A 14,466-nucleotide genomic window follows, 5' to 3' on the forward strand; every position below is an offset into this window, starting at 1 on the left:
CATATTGGCGCCTGTGAATCCATGATGCGAGCATCGCCGCACCGGACAATATGCATTTTCTGCATACTTACTATCATTTCTTGCATATAATCATCGCATTTTCTCGCTCTTACCGGGCAAGGCGGTAGTGCTAAAGCTGATAATTTTTTTCAAAATTGTATACAGGTGTTGTTTTTTTGCGGAAATAGAAAGTACGCGCCGCCCGGCCCGTCCCCAAGCGTTGCGGATGCCGATACGATAGAGATAGCAATTGAGAGACCGCAGTTTGATTTCCCCCACCGGCATCGATGCCGGCGACCATGCAGTGAGGCACGAAAAAACAATGACGACACGCCTGGAATTACACGACATCAGCAAGCGCTATCCGTCCGTGGTGGCCAATGACGGCATCCACCTGAGCGTGGCACCCGGACAGATTCACGCCGTGCTCGGCGAAAACGGCGCCGGTAAATCGACCTTGATGAAAATCATCTATGGCGCCGTGCAGCCCGATGGTGGCCGCATCCTGTGGAATGGCCGCGAGGTCGAGATCGCCAACCCGTCGGCCGCGCGCGCGCTGGGTATCGCCATGGTGTTCCAGCACTTTTCCCTGTTTGACACCTTGACGGTGACGGAAAACATCGCCCTCGGTTTGCCTGCCGGCACCAATATGGCGGAACTGGCGCAGCGCATCGAGGCGACGGCGCGGCAGTACGGCCTGGACCTGGAGCCGCAGCGCCACGTCCACACCTTGTCGGTGGGTGAATGCCAGCGCGTGGAAATCGTGCGCGCCTTGCTGGCCAAGCCGCAACTGTTGATTCTCGATGAACCGACCTCGGTGCTGACGCCGGGCGCCGTGGAAAAACTGTTTGGCACCTTGCGCCAACTGGCGGCCGAAGGCTGCAGCATCCTTTACATCAGCCACAAGCTCGACGAGATCCGCGCCCTGTGCCATACGTGCACGGTGGTGCGCGCGGGCAAGAATGCGGGCGTATGCGACCCATCGCAAGAGTCTGCGGCCAGCCTGTCGCGCCTGATGATAGGGGCCGAGCCGCCCGCCGTCACGCGCGTGGCGCGCACGCCGGGCGCGGCCATGCTGAGCGTGCGGCAGTTGGACTTGCCGAAGAGTCATCCATTCGCCACTGAGTTGCGCGATATTAACTTCGACGTGCGCGCGGGCGAGATCGTCGGCATCGCTGGCGTGTCCGGCAATGGCCAGCAGGAATTGCTGGCCGCCCTGTCGGGCGAGGACATGCGCGCGGCCCCCGCCAGCATCGTGCTGAACGGCACCCAGGCGGGCCGCTTGCCGCCGGGCCGGCGTCGCGCCCTGGGCTTCGGCTTCGTGCCGGAGGAAAGGCTGGGGCGTGGCGCCGTGCCCGACATGGGGCTGGCCGACAACGTTTTGCTGAGCTTGCAGACACCGGCCACCATCCGCCACGGCTTCGTGCGTCACCACGTGATCGCGCAGCGGGCGGCCGCCATCATCGCGCGCTTCCAGGTGAAGGCGGGCGGGCCGCAAGCGCTGGCGCGCAGCCTGTCGGGTGGCAACTTGCAGAAATATATAGTCGGGCGCGAAGTCATGCGCGAACCCACCGTGCTGGTGGTGGCGCAGCCGACCTGGGGCGTGGACGTGGGCGCGGCCGCGCAAATCCGCGCTGAATTGCTGGCGCTGCGCGACGCTGGCTGCGCCTTGCTGGTGGTATCGGAGGAACTCGATGAATTGTTTGACATTAGCGACCGCTTGCTGGTGATGGCGAAAGGAAAAATTTCACCGTCGCTGGACGTGGGCGAGGCCAGCGTGACTCTCGTCGGACAGTGGATGAGCGGGCTGTGGCCGCAGGAGGCGACCCATGCTTAAGTTTGCCTTGCAGCTGGAAAAGCGTCCCGTATACCCGAAGGGGGCGGCCCATGACTAAGTTCGCCTTGCGCCTGGAAGCCCGGCCTAGCCCGTCGCGCCTGATGTCGTGGCTGTCGCCCGTACTGGCCGTGCTGCTCACCGTGCTGTGCGGCGCGCTGTTATTTAGTGCGCTGGGACACGATCCGCTGGCGGGACTGGCCGTCTTCTTCGTGGAACCCTTGCGCGACGCGCACGGCTGGTCCGAGCTGGGCCTCAAGGTGGCGCCGCTGCTCTTGATCGCCGTGGGCCTGGCCATCTGCTTTCGCGCCAACATTTATAACATCGGCGCGGAAGGCCAGCTGACCCTGGGTGCCATTTGCGGCGGCGCGGCCGCGCTCTACCTCGACGATGGCATGGGTGGTGCTGCCATCATCGGTATATCGCTGCTGGCCGGCATGGCGGGCGGCATGTTGTGGGCGGGCTTGGTGGCCTGGCTGCGCGACCGCTACAACGCCAGTGAAATCCTGGTCTCGCTGATGCTGGTCTACATCGCCCAATTGCTGCTCAGCTATCTCGTCTACGGTGTGCTGCGCGATCCGGAAGGGTTTAATTTTCCGCAATCGAAACTGCTGTCCGACGGCTTGCTGTTGCCGATGTTGATCAGCGATACGCGCTTGCACGTGGGCATCGTCTTCGCCTTGCTGGCCTCGCTGGGCGGCTGGCTGTATTTGTCACGCAGCATTGCCGGATTCCGCCTGCGCGTGGGCGGCATGGCGCCGGCCGCCGCCCGTTATGCGGGCTTTTCCTCGCGCAAGACCTTGTGGTCTTCCTTGCTGATCTGCGGCGCCCTGTCCGGTCTGGCGGGTGCCTGCGAAGTGCTGGGGCCGATGGGGCAGCTTACGCCCACGGTCTCGCCCGGCTACGGCTTTGCCGCCATCATTGTCGCTTTCGTGGGGCGCTTGCATCCTGTGGGCGTGATTTTTTCCAGCTTCGTCATGGCCCTGTTCTATATCGGCGGCGAACTGGCGCAATCGCGCCTGGGGCTGCCGAGTGCGATTACCGGCGTGTTTCAGGGCATCTTGCTGTTCGCCTTGCTCGCTTGCGACGTGCTGATTCAATACAAATTGCGCTGGAGAAAAAATGGATAACCTGGCCCTGACGATAGCGCCCTTGATTGCCGCCAGCATCAATGCGGGGACGCCGCTGATGCTCGCCGCGCTGGGGCTGCTGGTCAATGAAAAGGCGGGCGTGGTGAACCTGGGCGCGGAAGGCATGATGCTGGTGTCGGCCATCACCGGCTTTGCCGTGGCCGTCAACACGGGCAGCCCGGCCCTGGGCTTTCTGGCGGGGGCGGGCGCCAGCGTGCTGCTGTCCGGTTTCTTCGCCTGGCTGACCGTGTGGCTGGGCACGAACCAGTATGCAACGGGCCTGGCCTTGTCCCTGTTTGGCGCGGGCGCGTCGACGTATATCGGCTTGAAGTATGTGGGCAACAGCTTGCACAATGGCCGCTTCGGCATCCCGTTCCTGGAAGACATTCCCGTGCTGGGGCCGGCCCTGTTTCGCCAGCATCCGATGGTGTATCTGTCGCTGCTGCTGTGCGTGGCCATCGCCTGGTTTTTGTACCGCACGCGATCAGGCCTGGTGTTGCGCGCCGTGGGCGAGTCGCCAGCATCCGCGCATGCGCTCGGTTACCCTGTGCGGCGCATCCGCCTGGCCGCCGTGCTGTTCGGCGGCGCCTGCTGCGGCCTGGCCGGTGCCTTTTTGTCGCTCGTCTACACGCCGTTGTGGGTCGAGGGCATGGTAGCGGGACGCGGCTGGATCGCGCTGGCGCTGACCACGTTTGCCACCTGGCGCCCGGCGCGCGTGGTGGGCGGCGCCTATTTGTTTGGCGGCATCACGATATTGACGTTCCATGTGCAGGCGCTGGGCGTGCCCATCGCCTCGCAACTGCTGTCGATGCTGCCGTACCTGGCGGCCATCGTCGTACTGGTCTTGATCTCCAGCAATGCCAATTACATCAAACTGAACATGCCAGCTTCGCTGGGCAAGCATTTCAATCCGGGTAGCTAGCCCGTACCGTGCCAAGGCGCGCCGTCATTCCCCCGCGGCGCGCTGTCTTCTTTATTTTCGATGGGGGGCCATCACAAGGAAAACCATGTCCAAGAAACTATTCTGCGCCGCCGTCTGCAGTGCTGCGCTGCTGCCCGCCATGTCCGTCATGGCCGCCGCACCCGCGTCCGCGACGGCGCCGCTGAACGTCGGCTTCGTGTATATCAGCCCCATCGGCGATGCTGGCTGGACCACCCAGCACGACCAGGCGCGCAAGGAAATGGAAAAGGCGTTGGGCAACAAGATCACGACCAAGTATGTGGAAAACGTGCCGGAAAGCGCCGATGCGGAGCGCGTAATCCGCGATTTGGCGCAAACTGGCAGCAAGCTGGTCATCACGACTTCGTTCGGTTACATGAATCCCACCTTGAAAGTGGCGAAGCAATTTCCTAATGTGAAGTTTATCCACCTGACTGGCTACAAGACGGCGCCGAACGTGGCCAACACCAACGCCCGTTTCTACGAAGGCCGCTACCTGGCCGGCGTGTTGGCCGGCAAGATGAGCAAGACCCATGTGGCCGGTTATGTGGCGGCCTTCCCGATCCCGGAGGTGTTGCAGGGCGTTAACGCCTTCACGCGTGGCATGCGCAGCGTCGATCCCAAGGCGGAAGTGAAAGTGGTGTGGGTCAATAGCTGGTTCGACCCGGGCAAGGAACGCGATGCGGCCATCACCCTGATCGGCCAGGGCGCCGACGTGGTCACCCACCACACGGACTCGACTGCCGTGGTGCAGGCTGCGGAAGAGAAGGGCAAGTATGCGATCGCCTACCACTCGGACATGAAAAAGTACGGGCCAAAGGCGCAGCTGGCCGCCGTCACCCATCATTGGGGCGAGTACTACACGCAGCAGGCAAAAGCCGTGCTGGACGGTACGTGGAAGTCCAGCAGCACCTGGGGCGGTATCAAGGATGGCATGGTCAAGCTGGAAGGTATCAACGCCGCCGTGCCTGCCGATGTGAAACAGTTTGTTTTGGCACGCGAAAAAGAGATGGTTGCTGGCAAGCTCAATCCTTTCAGTGCGCCGATCAAGGACAACGACGGCAAAGTGCGCCTGGACAAAGGCGTGTTGGACGATGCAGCGCTGACGAAGATGGATTATTTTGTCGAAGGCGTCGCAGGTAAAGTTTCCGGAAAGTAATATCTTTGCATATAAACTTGCTGTAATATTGCCGGAAACGGGGGCTGGTCCGGGAGTGCATGCGCATTCCCGGATCACCCACATAGCAGTGCTTGAACAAGCCCGCACCGGAGGTTGACCCATGGACAGATTGGAAGTATTCAAGATTATCGCGCTGCAAGCGAGCAAGGGCGAGCTGACGTTCCCCGCCAACGTCAAGGCTACCTTGAAGCTGCAGGAAGCGCTGGACGACCCCGAGTGCCATATCGAAGCAGCTGCCCGCATGATCATGGCCGAGCCGCTACTGTCGGCGCGGGTCGTGGCGCTGGCCAACTCGGCCGCCTACAACCGTTCCGGCAATGAAATCGCGAATGTGCGCGCAGCCGTCTCGCGCCTGGGTTTTGCCACATTAAAGTCGATGGTGGCGTCCGTCATCGTGCGCCAGCTGGGCAGCCAGATCACGGACCCGCAATTGCGCGCCAAGTCGGCCAAGCTGTGGGAGCACACGGCGCACGTGGCCGCGCTGAGCCAGGTGATCGCCCGGAAAGTCACGCACGTGGATGTGGAAACGGCCATGTTCGCCGCCATCGTGCACGAAGTAGGCGGCTTTTATCTGCTGTCGCGCGCCGAGGAATATCCGGGCTTGCTCGACGATAATACGCAAGACTGGATCGAATACGGCGAAAAACTGATCGGCCGTGGCGTGCTGCGCCAGCTGCAAGTGCCCGACATGGTCTTGCAGGCAGTCGAAGGCATGTGGCATGGCGGCAGCCCGTTCCCGCCTCGCACCTTGGGCGCGACGCTGGTGCTGGCCAACGATTTGTCGCCCGTGGGCTCGCCCCTGCATGCGCCGGAAAGCGCCGCGCGGCGCCTGGAGGCGGCGAAGATCGACTTCGGCATCGGCGGCAGTACCTTGCACACCATTCTCGACGAATCGGCGGAAGAGATCGAATCACTGGCGGCGGCCTTGCTGGTCTGAGGCTCTTCCCACTGTTATCCCCGCCCTTGTTGCGGGGATTTTTTTGGTCTGCATTTTGATGTGCCTGCTGCATGGCATACAATCGCCGGCCCGGCTATCCGTCGGCCCGATTGTCTCCTCTTACCCAAAGGATCTTATGCAGCAGCTGTATTTTTCCCTGGCCGCCACTGTCCTCGCTTCCAGCCTGGCGCTGACATTTTCTGCGCATGCCGCTCCCGCTTTGCCCTTGGTACAGGAAGCGCCCCTGCGCGCCCACCTGGCCTTCCTGTCCAACGATTTGCTGGAAGGGCGCGGCACGGGCCAGCGTGGCGCCGACTTGACGGTGGCGTATTTGGAAACGCAGGCACAGATGGCCGGTTTGCGCCCGGTGCGCGGCAATAGCTATCGCCAAAGTGTGCAAATTGCCGGCGTGAAATCCTTGCCACAAGATAGCAGCCTGCAAGCCGTCGCCGCTGGCAAGATCGTGCCGCTGGCGTTCGGTCCAGACTGGGTCTGGGCCACGGGCGACTCCGTTGCCGCCCACGCGTTTGACGCGCCGCTGGTGTTCGTCGGCTACGGCATCACGGCGCCGGAAGAAGGCTGGAACGATTTCAAGGGCGTCGATGTCAAAGGCAAGATCGTCGTCATGATGGTCAATGACCCGCAGCCCACGGTCACCGAACCGCAGCGCTTCGCGGGCAAGGCGCTGACCTATTACGGCCGCTGGACCTACAAATTCGAGGAAGCCCAGCGCCAGGGCGCGGCCGGCGTATTGCTGATCCACACCAAACCGTCCGCCTCGTATGACTGGAGTGTGGTGCAAAATAGCTGGAGCGGTAGCGAGCGCTTCCAATTGGCGCACCGCGCGGCCGGCACGCCGCTGCAAGGCTGGATTGCGCAAGACGCGGCGCGCCGCTTGTTTGCGGCCGGCGGGCAGGACCTCGATGCCTTGCGCGCGCAAGCCGAAAGCAAGGACTTCAAGGCCGTTGCGCTGGACGCCAAGCTGAGCGGTGAAATGAAATCGGCCGTGCGCAAGGTCGAGCAGTTCAATATTGCCGGCATGGTGCCGGGCACCGATCCGCTATTGAAAGAGGAAGCCGTCATCTACAGCGGCCACTGGGATCACCTGGGCAAGCAAGGCCAGGATGACGAAAAAGCGGGCGACATCATCTACAACGGCGCCGTCGATAACGCTTCCGGCACGGCCGGCTTGCTGGCCATGGCGCAGGCAGCCGTCAAGAAACCTGCCAAGCGCACGCAGATCTTTCTGTGGGTGGCGGCCGAAGAGCAGGGTTTATTGGGCAGTGCCGCGTATGCGGCCGACCCGCTGTGGCCCTTGAACAAGACGGCGGCCGCGCTGAACCTCGATAGCTTGAATTTCGTGGGCGCCACGCATGACATCGGCGCGCAAGGCAGCGAGCGCACGCAATTGCAAGAGATGGCCGCCGCCGTGGCGAAAAGCATGGGCATGCACATTGCGCAAGCACGTCCCGACCTGGCCGGAGCTTATTTCCGCAGCGACCATTTCAGCTTTGCCAAGGCGGGCGTGCCGGCGTTTTCCATCAATGGCGGCCGCGAGTACGTCAAGGACGTGGCAGCGTCGCAAGCCAAGGCGGCTGCCTACGGTCCCCGTTACCATCAAGTGAGCGATGAATACGATGCCAGCTGGGATTTGTCCGGCATGACGCAGCAGGCGCAATTTACCTTGAACCTGGGGCAAGCTGTGGCGAATGCAGCGAGGATGCCGCTCTGGAAGGCAGGCGATGCGTTTGGCAAGGTGCGCCAGCCGGCCAAGTAAATTGTCTCGGCATAAAAACCGCGCAATCTGAGCGGTTTTTTGCGTCTCAGCTAGCCCGTTCCAGCCAGTGCAGACAGCGTTTTTATGCCTGCTGCGCCAGCGCCGCATGCACTTGCGCCGTGATTTCATACGAGCGCAGTCGGTGCTGGTGTTCGAAGATCTGCGAGGTGATCATCAGCTCGTCGGCACCCGTTGCGGCAATAAAGGCGGCCATCTTCGCCTTCACCGTGTCTGGCGCGCCGATGGCCGTGCATGACAGGACGGCATCGAGCATGGCCCGCTCCTGTGGGCCCAGCTGTTCCAGATAGCCGGGCACGGGTGGCTGCAAGCGCGATGGGCGGCCCGTGCGCAGGTTGACGAAGGCTTGCTGCATCGAGGTGGCGCGCAGATGCGCTTGTGCATCCGTGTCGGCGGCAAACACATTAAATCCCAGCATGACATACGGTTTTGCCAATTGCGTCGATGGCTTGAAATGTTCGCGGTAATACGCCACGGCTTGCAGCATCATTTGCGGCGCGAAGTGCGAGGCGAACGCATATGGCAAGCCCAGGTGGGCGGCCAGCTGGGCGCCGAACAGGCTCGAACCGAGTATCCACACCGGTACTTTCGCACCCTTGCCGGGCACGGCCAGTACGCGCTGGCGCGGCGCGTCGGACATGTAGTCGATCAATTCCAGCACGTCTTGCGGAAACTCTTCCGCGTCGGACTGCAAGTCGCGGCGCAGTGCGCGCGCTGTCGTCTGGTCGGAGCCGGGCGCGCGGCCCAGGCCCAGGTCGATGCGGCCCGGATGCAGCGCTTCCAGGGTGCCGAACTGTTCCGCGATGAGCAGCGGCGAGTGGTTCGGCAGCATGATGCCGCCCGCACCCACGCGGATGGTTTTCGTGCCAGCCGCCACATGGGCGATGACGACGGCCGTGGCGGCGCTGGCGATGCCGGGCATGCCGTGGTGTTCGGCCAGCCAGTAGCGTTTGTAGCCCCAGCGTTCGCCATGCTGCGCCAGGTCCAGCGTGTTCTTGAATGACTCGCTGGCGTTGCTGCCTTCGGCGATGGGCGCGAGGTCGAGTATGGAAAATGGGATCATGGTGGCGATATCGGGACGTGGTGAAAAATCACAATGGACGATTTGTCTATCCCCTGACGCTGGCACAGTCGGCCAGCAAGAAAGCATGGCGGGGAAGACAGGCTGCGCACATGATAATGCGAATCGGGAATTTGCGTACTGATCGGTAAAAAACTCATATTGATTCGAAATCACTGCCGGCGGTGCTGAAGTGGGCCGCCCCGACTTTATGCGTCGCGCCGTAACCGCGACGAGCAGGGGGCCTGCACTGGCCGCAGGCATGGGAACTGGAGCACAAACTGGAGTACAAGCTGGCGCAGATGCGGGGCTGGCTGGAACGCGAGCGTGCCGATGCCTTGCACCAGCTGTTCGGTAGCCGTCATGCGCGATTGAGCCAGATCAAGCGTCTAATTGTTGTGCTTGGTATAAACGATGATGGTAATCACTAGGGCGTGCCCCCGCACGTTTCCTCATTGCTCAATTGGGAGAAAAAATGTCATCTGGTCCTACCGCAAAACTGATCGATGAGTTGGTGCTGGCCGTCGTCGGCACAGCGCGCGACACCCGTGCTCGCCATGTACTGGCGCAGGCCTTGCATGGCCTGGTGCGGCAGGCGCGTGCGGAACAGTTGCTCGACATGCAGCGCGATGCGGCACGCGCCGTGGGCGCCGGCAGCCGGCGCGAGACGCGCGCCCTGATGCGGCGCCTGGGCGCATGCAGTCAGCGGCAGTTGCGCCTGGCATTGCAGGACGGCGAAGCGGACCGCGCCTGAGCGCCAGTGCCTGCGCCAGTTCAGGCTTCGGGCAGCTGCGCGCGCTTGCCGAGGGCGGCGACGACCATTCTTGGCCAGAGGAAAAACAGCAACAGGCAGACCGCCGCTGCGGCCGTGATATCGACCACCCAGTCGCTCACGGCGCCACGACGGTAAGGCAGGAAACTCTGGATGAATTCGTCCAGCGCGCCCATGGCCGCCACCATCAGCACCGACAGCAGCGCCCGGCGCGCCATGCCGCCGCGCGTGCCGCTGAACAGGATCAGGGCCAGCACGCCATAGCCGAAGCAATGCAGTACCCCGCCCGAGGCATAGTGGCCCACATCCGCGCGCACGCCCGGTATGTCGCCGACCAGGATCACCAGCAGATACAACAGCAGTGCCGTACGGTAGCGCAGGCGTGCGTGGCGGTCGGCAAAACACAGTTCGAGCAATGGGGTAGGCATGATGCGTCAGGAAAAAAATGAAAGGCAGCCACAATATCATGCGCATGGAGGCAGCCGGTTTTTTGCGCAAAAGCTTGCCTGTCAGGCAAAAAAAAGGCCCGCGGTAGCGCGGGCCGAAAACCCAAATGAAATGGGTCAAGAGTTGAGAGTTGCTCGGTACTACCATGTCGCCTGCCTTGCGGGCCCGCGCCACAGTCTTTAAAGGGGATGGTGTGCCATTGCGGCACACCTGTCTGTGGTCAGGCATATCGGTTGCCTGTACAGCAGATGAAGCAAGTATAGGTGGCGAACATGACGAGCCGATGACACGGCGCAACATATTTTTCGGTGGACGGCATTACTGGAAAGATTGTGCGTCATGGCAAGAATAGCCATGTTTCAAGAGTGGCAGCAAAAAAAAGCCCGCTGATGAAAGCGGGCTTAAAACTATTTTCTTGGAGGAGAATAGTGGAGACAGGTGCATTATGCTGCGTCGCACGATATGTGTCTAATGATCTTTTTAGATATGCATTATTCTTTTTTAATATAACTGTCCTGTTTCAGTCTCACTCCTTTACCGCTACCGTGTAGTTGAGCGCCAGGCGTCCGCCATCGACATAGATGGTCTGGCCCGTCATGTAGGTGGCGTCGTCGCTGGCCAGGAAGGCGGCGATACCGGCCACTTCTTCCGGTTCGCCGCAGCGGCCCAATGGCGTGCGCGAAAGGATCGTGTGGCGTGCCTGCGGGCTCGACAAGACCGCCTGCTTGGCCAATTCCGTCAGGATGGTGCCCGGCCCGATGCCGTTCACGCGCACGCCGTGTGGCGCCAGATTCAGGGCCATGACCTTGGTCAGCTGGTTGATGGCGCCTTTCGACACCACGTAGGGTACTTGGTTCGGGATCGCCAGCTCCGCATTCACGCTGGACATATTGATGATGCAGCCGCTGTTGCGCTTGACCATCTCTCGCGCCACAGCCTGGCCGCACAGGAACATGGATTTCAGGTTGATGCGCATGACCCTGTCGAAATCGTCTTCGCACACGTCGAGAAAATCGGCCGCGTGCGTGACGCCGGCATTGTTGACGAGGATATCAATCTGGCCGAACTGGACCAGGGTTTCTTTCAGCATGGCGTCCACGTCCGCCTTCTGGCTGACGTCGGCGCAAAAGAAGCGCGCTTGCGGGCCGAGGGTGGCGGCCGCCTGCGCGCCCTCTTCCTTGATATCGACCAGCATCACCTGCGCCCCTTCGGCGATCAGGCGCGTGGCGCAGGCCAGGCCGATGCCTTGCGTGGCACCGGTGACGATGGCGGTTTTATTGATCAGTTTCATCAGAGGACGATGGCTTCGTTCGGCAATTGGTTGCCGCGCGTGCCATGCGCGGGGAAGTGGCTTTGCAGCAAGGTATTTAGCTGCGCCAGTGCGGCCAGCGTGCTGTCGTGGTAATTGCCGTCCTTGGAGCCCCGGGTCATGCTGCGGCACACGCCTTGCCACTGTTCCGGCGTGATGCGCCGGCCCACGTTGCGGTCGGCAACGATATCGACCTGGTGTTCGGCCAGGTTGATATAGATCAGCACGCCAACGTTGTCTTCCGTATCCCACACGCCATACTCGGCGAACAGTGCGCGCGCCCGCTCGCGGTTGCTCACGCCCTGGTAAGCCATGCCCGGTGTCAGGGCCGCTTCGACGATCAGGCGCACTTCCGCCTGGTGCATCGCTTCACCGTCGGCAATGACCGTCTCGATGGCTTTCAGGGTGCGTTCGGGAAACGCCTGGCGCGCCGTCGCGGGCGTACCCCGTAAATGTTTCAGGGCACGTCCGCAGCGTTGTCCAAATGTCAGTTGTTGCATCATTACCAATCTCCCGAGGCGCCGCCGCCGTCAAAACCGCCGCCGCCGCCGCCGAAACCTCCGCCGCCGCCGCTACCGCCACCGCCGCCAAAGCCGCCGCCACCACCGCGGTTGTTCAGCGCCTGGCTCAAAATGCTGCCCAGCACAACGCCCGTGGCGCCGCCAGACCAGTTGCCGCCGCGTTGCAGCCGCTTGGGGCCGCCGCGCGAGCGCAATACGCTCAGCACGATGAGAAAGCCGAAGAATAGCAGCGGCAGCCAGAAGGTCAGAGCGCCCGCTTCCACGCTGGCCGGGGCTTTCTGCTGTGCTGCAGCGGGGAATTGCTCTTGGTTGAGCAAGGTGGCAATCGCCCCCACGCCAGCGACCAGGCCACCATAAAAATCGTTCTGCTTGAAGTGGGGCGCGATCACGTCTTGTAGTACGCGTTTCGATTGCGCATCCGTCAGCACGCCCTGCACGCCACGGCCCGCTTCGATGCGCAGGCGGCGCAGGGACGATGGATTATCTTTCGCCACCATCAGCAGCACGCCGTCATCGACGCCCTTGCGGCCCAGCTTCCAGGCATCGCTCACGCGGATGCTGTATTGCTCGATCGCTTCCGGTTCGGTGCTCTTGACCAGCAGCACGGCGATCTGGCTGCCCGTCTTGGCTTCGTAGTCGGCCAGTACGCCTTCCAGTGCCGCTTTCTGCTTGGCATCGAGCATGCCGGCGTTGTCTGTCACGCGCGCGGCCAGCGGCGGCACGGGCTGCAAGCCCTGCGCGCTGGCCGGCAGGCTGGTGCACAGCAGCAGTGCCGTCGCCAGTGCCGCCAGATAAGACCAGGCTTTCATCTTATTTGCCGAAGTTGACGGTCGGTGCGGTCGAGATGGCTTTTTCATTTTCCACCGTGAACGATGGCTTGACCTTGTAGCCGAAGACCATGGCCGTCAAGTTGTTGGGGAAACTGCGCGCATGCACGTTGTAATCCTGCACGGCGACGATGTAACGCTGGCGCGCCACGGTGATGCGGTTTTCCGTGCCTTCCAATTGCGACTGCAAGTCGCGAAAACTGGTGTCGGCTTTCAAGTCCGGGTATTTCTCGGACACCACCATCAGGCGCGACAGGGCCGATGACAGCTGTCCCTGCACTTGCTGGAATTTCTCGAACGCGGCCGGATCGTTCAGCACTTCGGGAGTGATCTGGAAACTGGTGGCGGCGGCGCGCGCCTTGGTCACCGCTTCCAGGGTTTCGCGTTCGTGCGTGGCATAGCCCTTGACGGTGTTGACCAGGTTGGGGATCAGGTCGGCACGGCGTTGGTACTGGTTGACGACTTCGCCCCAGGCGGCCTTGGTGGCTTCGTCCTTGCTCTGGAAGTCGTTGTAGCCGCAGCCTGTCAGGATGCCGGCCAGGACGGTGACGCTCAGCGCCAGGCGCAGCCATTTGGTGAATTGATTGGTGATGTGCATGATGGGTTCCGTGCAGAGTAGAAGGGATGCGGCAAATATACCTGAAACGGCCCGCAATGTCGGTTTAAATAGGCGCAGGCCGCTGGCACCGCCTGACTTGACAGGACCGCGCCGCGTTACAATACGGGGTTTGCAACTGACTATAGAGAAGGTGTGCCGTGAATTTCATCAATAAATTATCCGCCGCATGGACGGCCAATAATTCCCTGCTGTGCGTGGGACTCGATCCCGATCTGGCAAAACTGCCGGCGGAACTGCGCGACTTGCCCGATGGAATCACCACCTTTTGTACGCGCATCATCGACGCCACGGCCGATCTGGCCTGCGCCTTCAAGCCGCAGATCGCCTATTTTGGCGCGCTGGGTGCGGAAAAGCAGTTGGAAGACATCTGCCGTTACGTGCGCGAGAATTATCCGCATATCCCGCTGATCCTCGACGCGAAACGCGGCGACATCGGCGCCACGGCCACGCAATATGCGCGCGAAGCGTTCGAGCGCTACGGCGCCGACGCCGTCACCGTGAACCCCTACATGGGCGAGGATTCGCTTGACCCTTACCTGGCGTGGCAAGACCGCGGCGTGATCATCCTGTGCCGCACCTCGAACCCGGGCGGCTCGGACCTGCAATTTCTCGACACCGATGGCGTACCCCTGTACCAGCGCGTAGCGCGCCTGGTGGCCGAGAAATGGAACAAGAATGGCCAGTGCGCGCTCGTCGTCGGCGCCACTTTCCCTGAAGAACTGGCGCAAGTACGCGCCATCGTCGGCGACATGCCGCTGCTGGTGCCTGGCATCGGCGCCCAGGGCGGCGATATTGCCGCCACCGTCGGCGCTGGCCAGACGGCGAACGGCATGGGCATGATGATCAGTTCCTCGCGCGCCATCATTTACGCCACGGCGCAAGCGGGCGAGGATTTCGCCGACGCGGCGCGCCGCGTGGCGATCGAAACGCGCGATGCGATCAATCAACACCGCGCAGCGTAGGTCGGATTAGCGGCGTAGCCGCGTAATCCGACACCACCACGCTCGGGCCAACAATGTTGTCGGATTACGCGGGGCTTTGCCCCGCTAATCCGACCTACGGCTGGGGGCAGACCCGCCGGGTCTGACCCCGGGT

General features: G+C 62.1%; 14 protein-coding genes. 8 read left to right on the forward strand and 6 right to left on the reverse strand.

Going from position 1 to position 14,466, the window contains the following annotated elements:
* The first annotated feature begins 322 nt into the window (after nt 1-322).
* The 6 genes from H4V96_RS04120 to H4V96_RS04145 all read left to right on the forward strand — a co-directional run bounded on the left by H4V96_RS04120 (nt 323) and on the right by H4V96_RS04145 (nt 7,798).
* Nucleotides 323-1,837 carry an ABC transporter ATP-binding protein gene (locus tag H4V96_RS04120; protein ID WP_070346541.1) on the forward strand — a complete coding sequence of 505 codons (1,515 nt, stop codon included), beginning with the start codon at nt 323-325 and terminating at the stop codon, nt 1,835-1,837.
* A 50-nt stretch (nt 1,838-1,887) separates the two neighbouring features.
* Nucleotides 1,888-2,964, forward strand: a complete 1,077-nt coding sequence (locus H4V96_RS04125; protein ID WP_196855355.1) for an ABC transporter permease — start codon at nt 1,888-1,890, stop codon at nt 2,962-2,964.
* The gene (locus H4V96_RS04130; RefSeq protein WP_010395381.1) at nt 2,957-3,886 is read left to right on the forward strand and encodes an ABC transporter permease; all 930 of its coding nucleotides are present in this window, start codon (nt 2,957-2,959) and stop codon (nt 3,884-3,886) included. Before H4V96_RS04125 ends, H4V96_RS04130 begins: the two co-directional genes overlap by 8 nt.
* Nucleotides 3,887-3,971: 85 nt before the next feature.
* Nucleotides 3,972-5,063: a BMP family ABC transporter substrate-binding protein gene (locus H4V96_RS04135; RefSeq protein WP_010395384.1), complete on the forward strand. Its 1,092-nt coding sequence runs from the start codon at nt 3,972-3,974 to the stop codon at nt 5,061-5,063.
* Nucleotides 5,064-5,184: 121 nt separating this feature from the next.
* Entirely contained in the window at nt 5,185-6,021 is an 837-nt protein-coding gene (locus tag H4V96_RS04140; RefSeq protein ID WP_010395386.1) for an HDOD domain-containing protein, read from the forward strand.
* A 136-nt stretch (nt 6,022-6,157) separates the two neighbouring features.
* Nucleotides 6,158-7,798 (forward strand): M28 family peptidase, encoded by a 1,641-nt coding sequence (locus H4V96_RS04145; RefSeq protein WP_196855354.1) that lies wholly within the window; start codon nt 6,158-6,160, stop codon nt 7,796-7,798.
* An 82-nt stretch (nt 7,799-7,880) separates the two neighbouring features.
* Here H4V96_RS04145 and H4V96_RS04150 read toward each other — a convergent pair whose 3' ends face one another.
* Nucleotides 7,881-8,879: an LLM class flavin-dependent oxidoreductase gene (locus tag H4V96_RS04150; protein WP_196855353.1), complete on the reverse strand. Its 999-nt coding sequence runs from the start codon at nt 8,877-8,879 to the stop codon at nt 7,881-7,883.
* Between the two features lie 472 nt (nt 8,880-9,351).
* Between H4V96_RS04150 and H4V96_RS04155 the strand changes: the two genes are divergently transcribed.
* A complete protein-coding gene (locus tag H4V96_RS04155; RefSeq protein WP_010395392.1) occupies nt 9,352-9,630 on the forward strand; it encodes a hypothetical protein in 279 nt (92 codons plus the stop codon).
* Between the two features lie 20 nt (nt 9,631-9,650).
* Here H4V96_RS04155 and H4V96_RS04160 read toward each other — a convergent pair whose 3' ends face one another.
* The 5 genes from H4V96_RS04160 to H4V96_RS04180 all read right to left on the reverse strand — a co-directional run bounded on the left by H4V96_RS04160 (nt 9,651) and on the right by H4V96_RS04180 (nt 13,350).
* Nucleotides 9,651-10,076 carry a VanZ family protein gene (locus tag H4V96_RS04160; RefSeq protein ID WP_280720716.1) on the reverse strand — a complete coding sequence of 142 codons (426 nt, stop codon included), beginning with the start codon at nt 10,074-10,076 and terminating at the stop codon, nt 9,651-9,653.
* Nucleotides 10,077-10,621: 545 nt separating this feature from the next.
* Entirely contained in the window at nt 10,622-11,386 is a 765-nt protein-coding gene (locus tag H4V96_RS04165; RefSeq protein ID WP_196855352.1) for an SDR family oxidoreductase, read from the reverse strand.
* Complete coding sequence (locus H4V96_RS04170; protein ID WP_196855351.1) at nt 11,386-11,907, reverse strand: TPM domain-containing protein; 522 nt, start codon at nt 11,905-11,907, stop codon at nt 11,386-11,388. The genes H4V96_RS04165 and H4V96_RS04170 overlap by 1 nt, the downstream gene beginning before the upstream one ends.
* On the reverse strand, nt 11,907-12,734 hold the full coding sequence (locus H4V96_RS04175; RefSeq protein ID WP_196855350.1) for a TPM domain-containing protein: 828 nt from the start codon (nt 12,732-12,734) through the stop codon (nt 11,907-11,909). The genes H4V96_RS04170 and H4V96_RS04175 overlap by 1 nt, the downstream gene beginning before the upstream one ends.
* A 1-nt stretch (nt 12,735) precedes the next feature.
* Nucleotides 12,736-13,350 carry a LemA family protein gene (locus tag H4V96_RS04180; protein WP_010395405.1) on the reverse strand — a complete coding sequence of 205 codons (615 nt, stop codon included), beginning with the start codon at nt 13,348-13,350 and terminating at the stop codon, nt 12,736-12,738.
* A 158-nt stretch (nt 13,351-13,508) separates the two neighbouring features.
* On the opposite strand from H4V96_RS04180, the gene pyrF reads away from it, so the two are divergent.
* Nucleotides 13,509-14,333: an orotidine-5'-phosphate decarboxylase gene (pyrF, locus tag H4V96_RS04185; RefSeq protein ID WP_196855349.1), complete on the forward strand. Its 825-nt coding sequence runs from the start codon at nt 13,509-13,511 to the stop codon at nt 14,331-14,333.
* Nucleotides 14,334-14,466 lie beyond the last annotated feature (133 nt).

This window comes from Janthinobacterium sp. CG_23.4, from assembly GCF_029892305.1.
In the GTDB taxonomy this organism is placed as follows: domain Bacteria; phylum Pseudomonadota; class Gammaproteobacteria; order Burkholderiales; family Burkholderiaceae_D; genus Janthinobacterium; species Janthinobacterium lividum_D.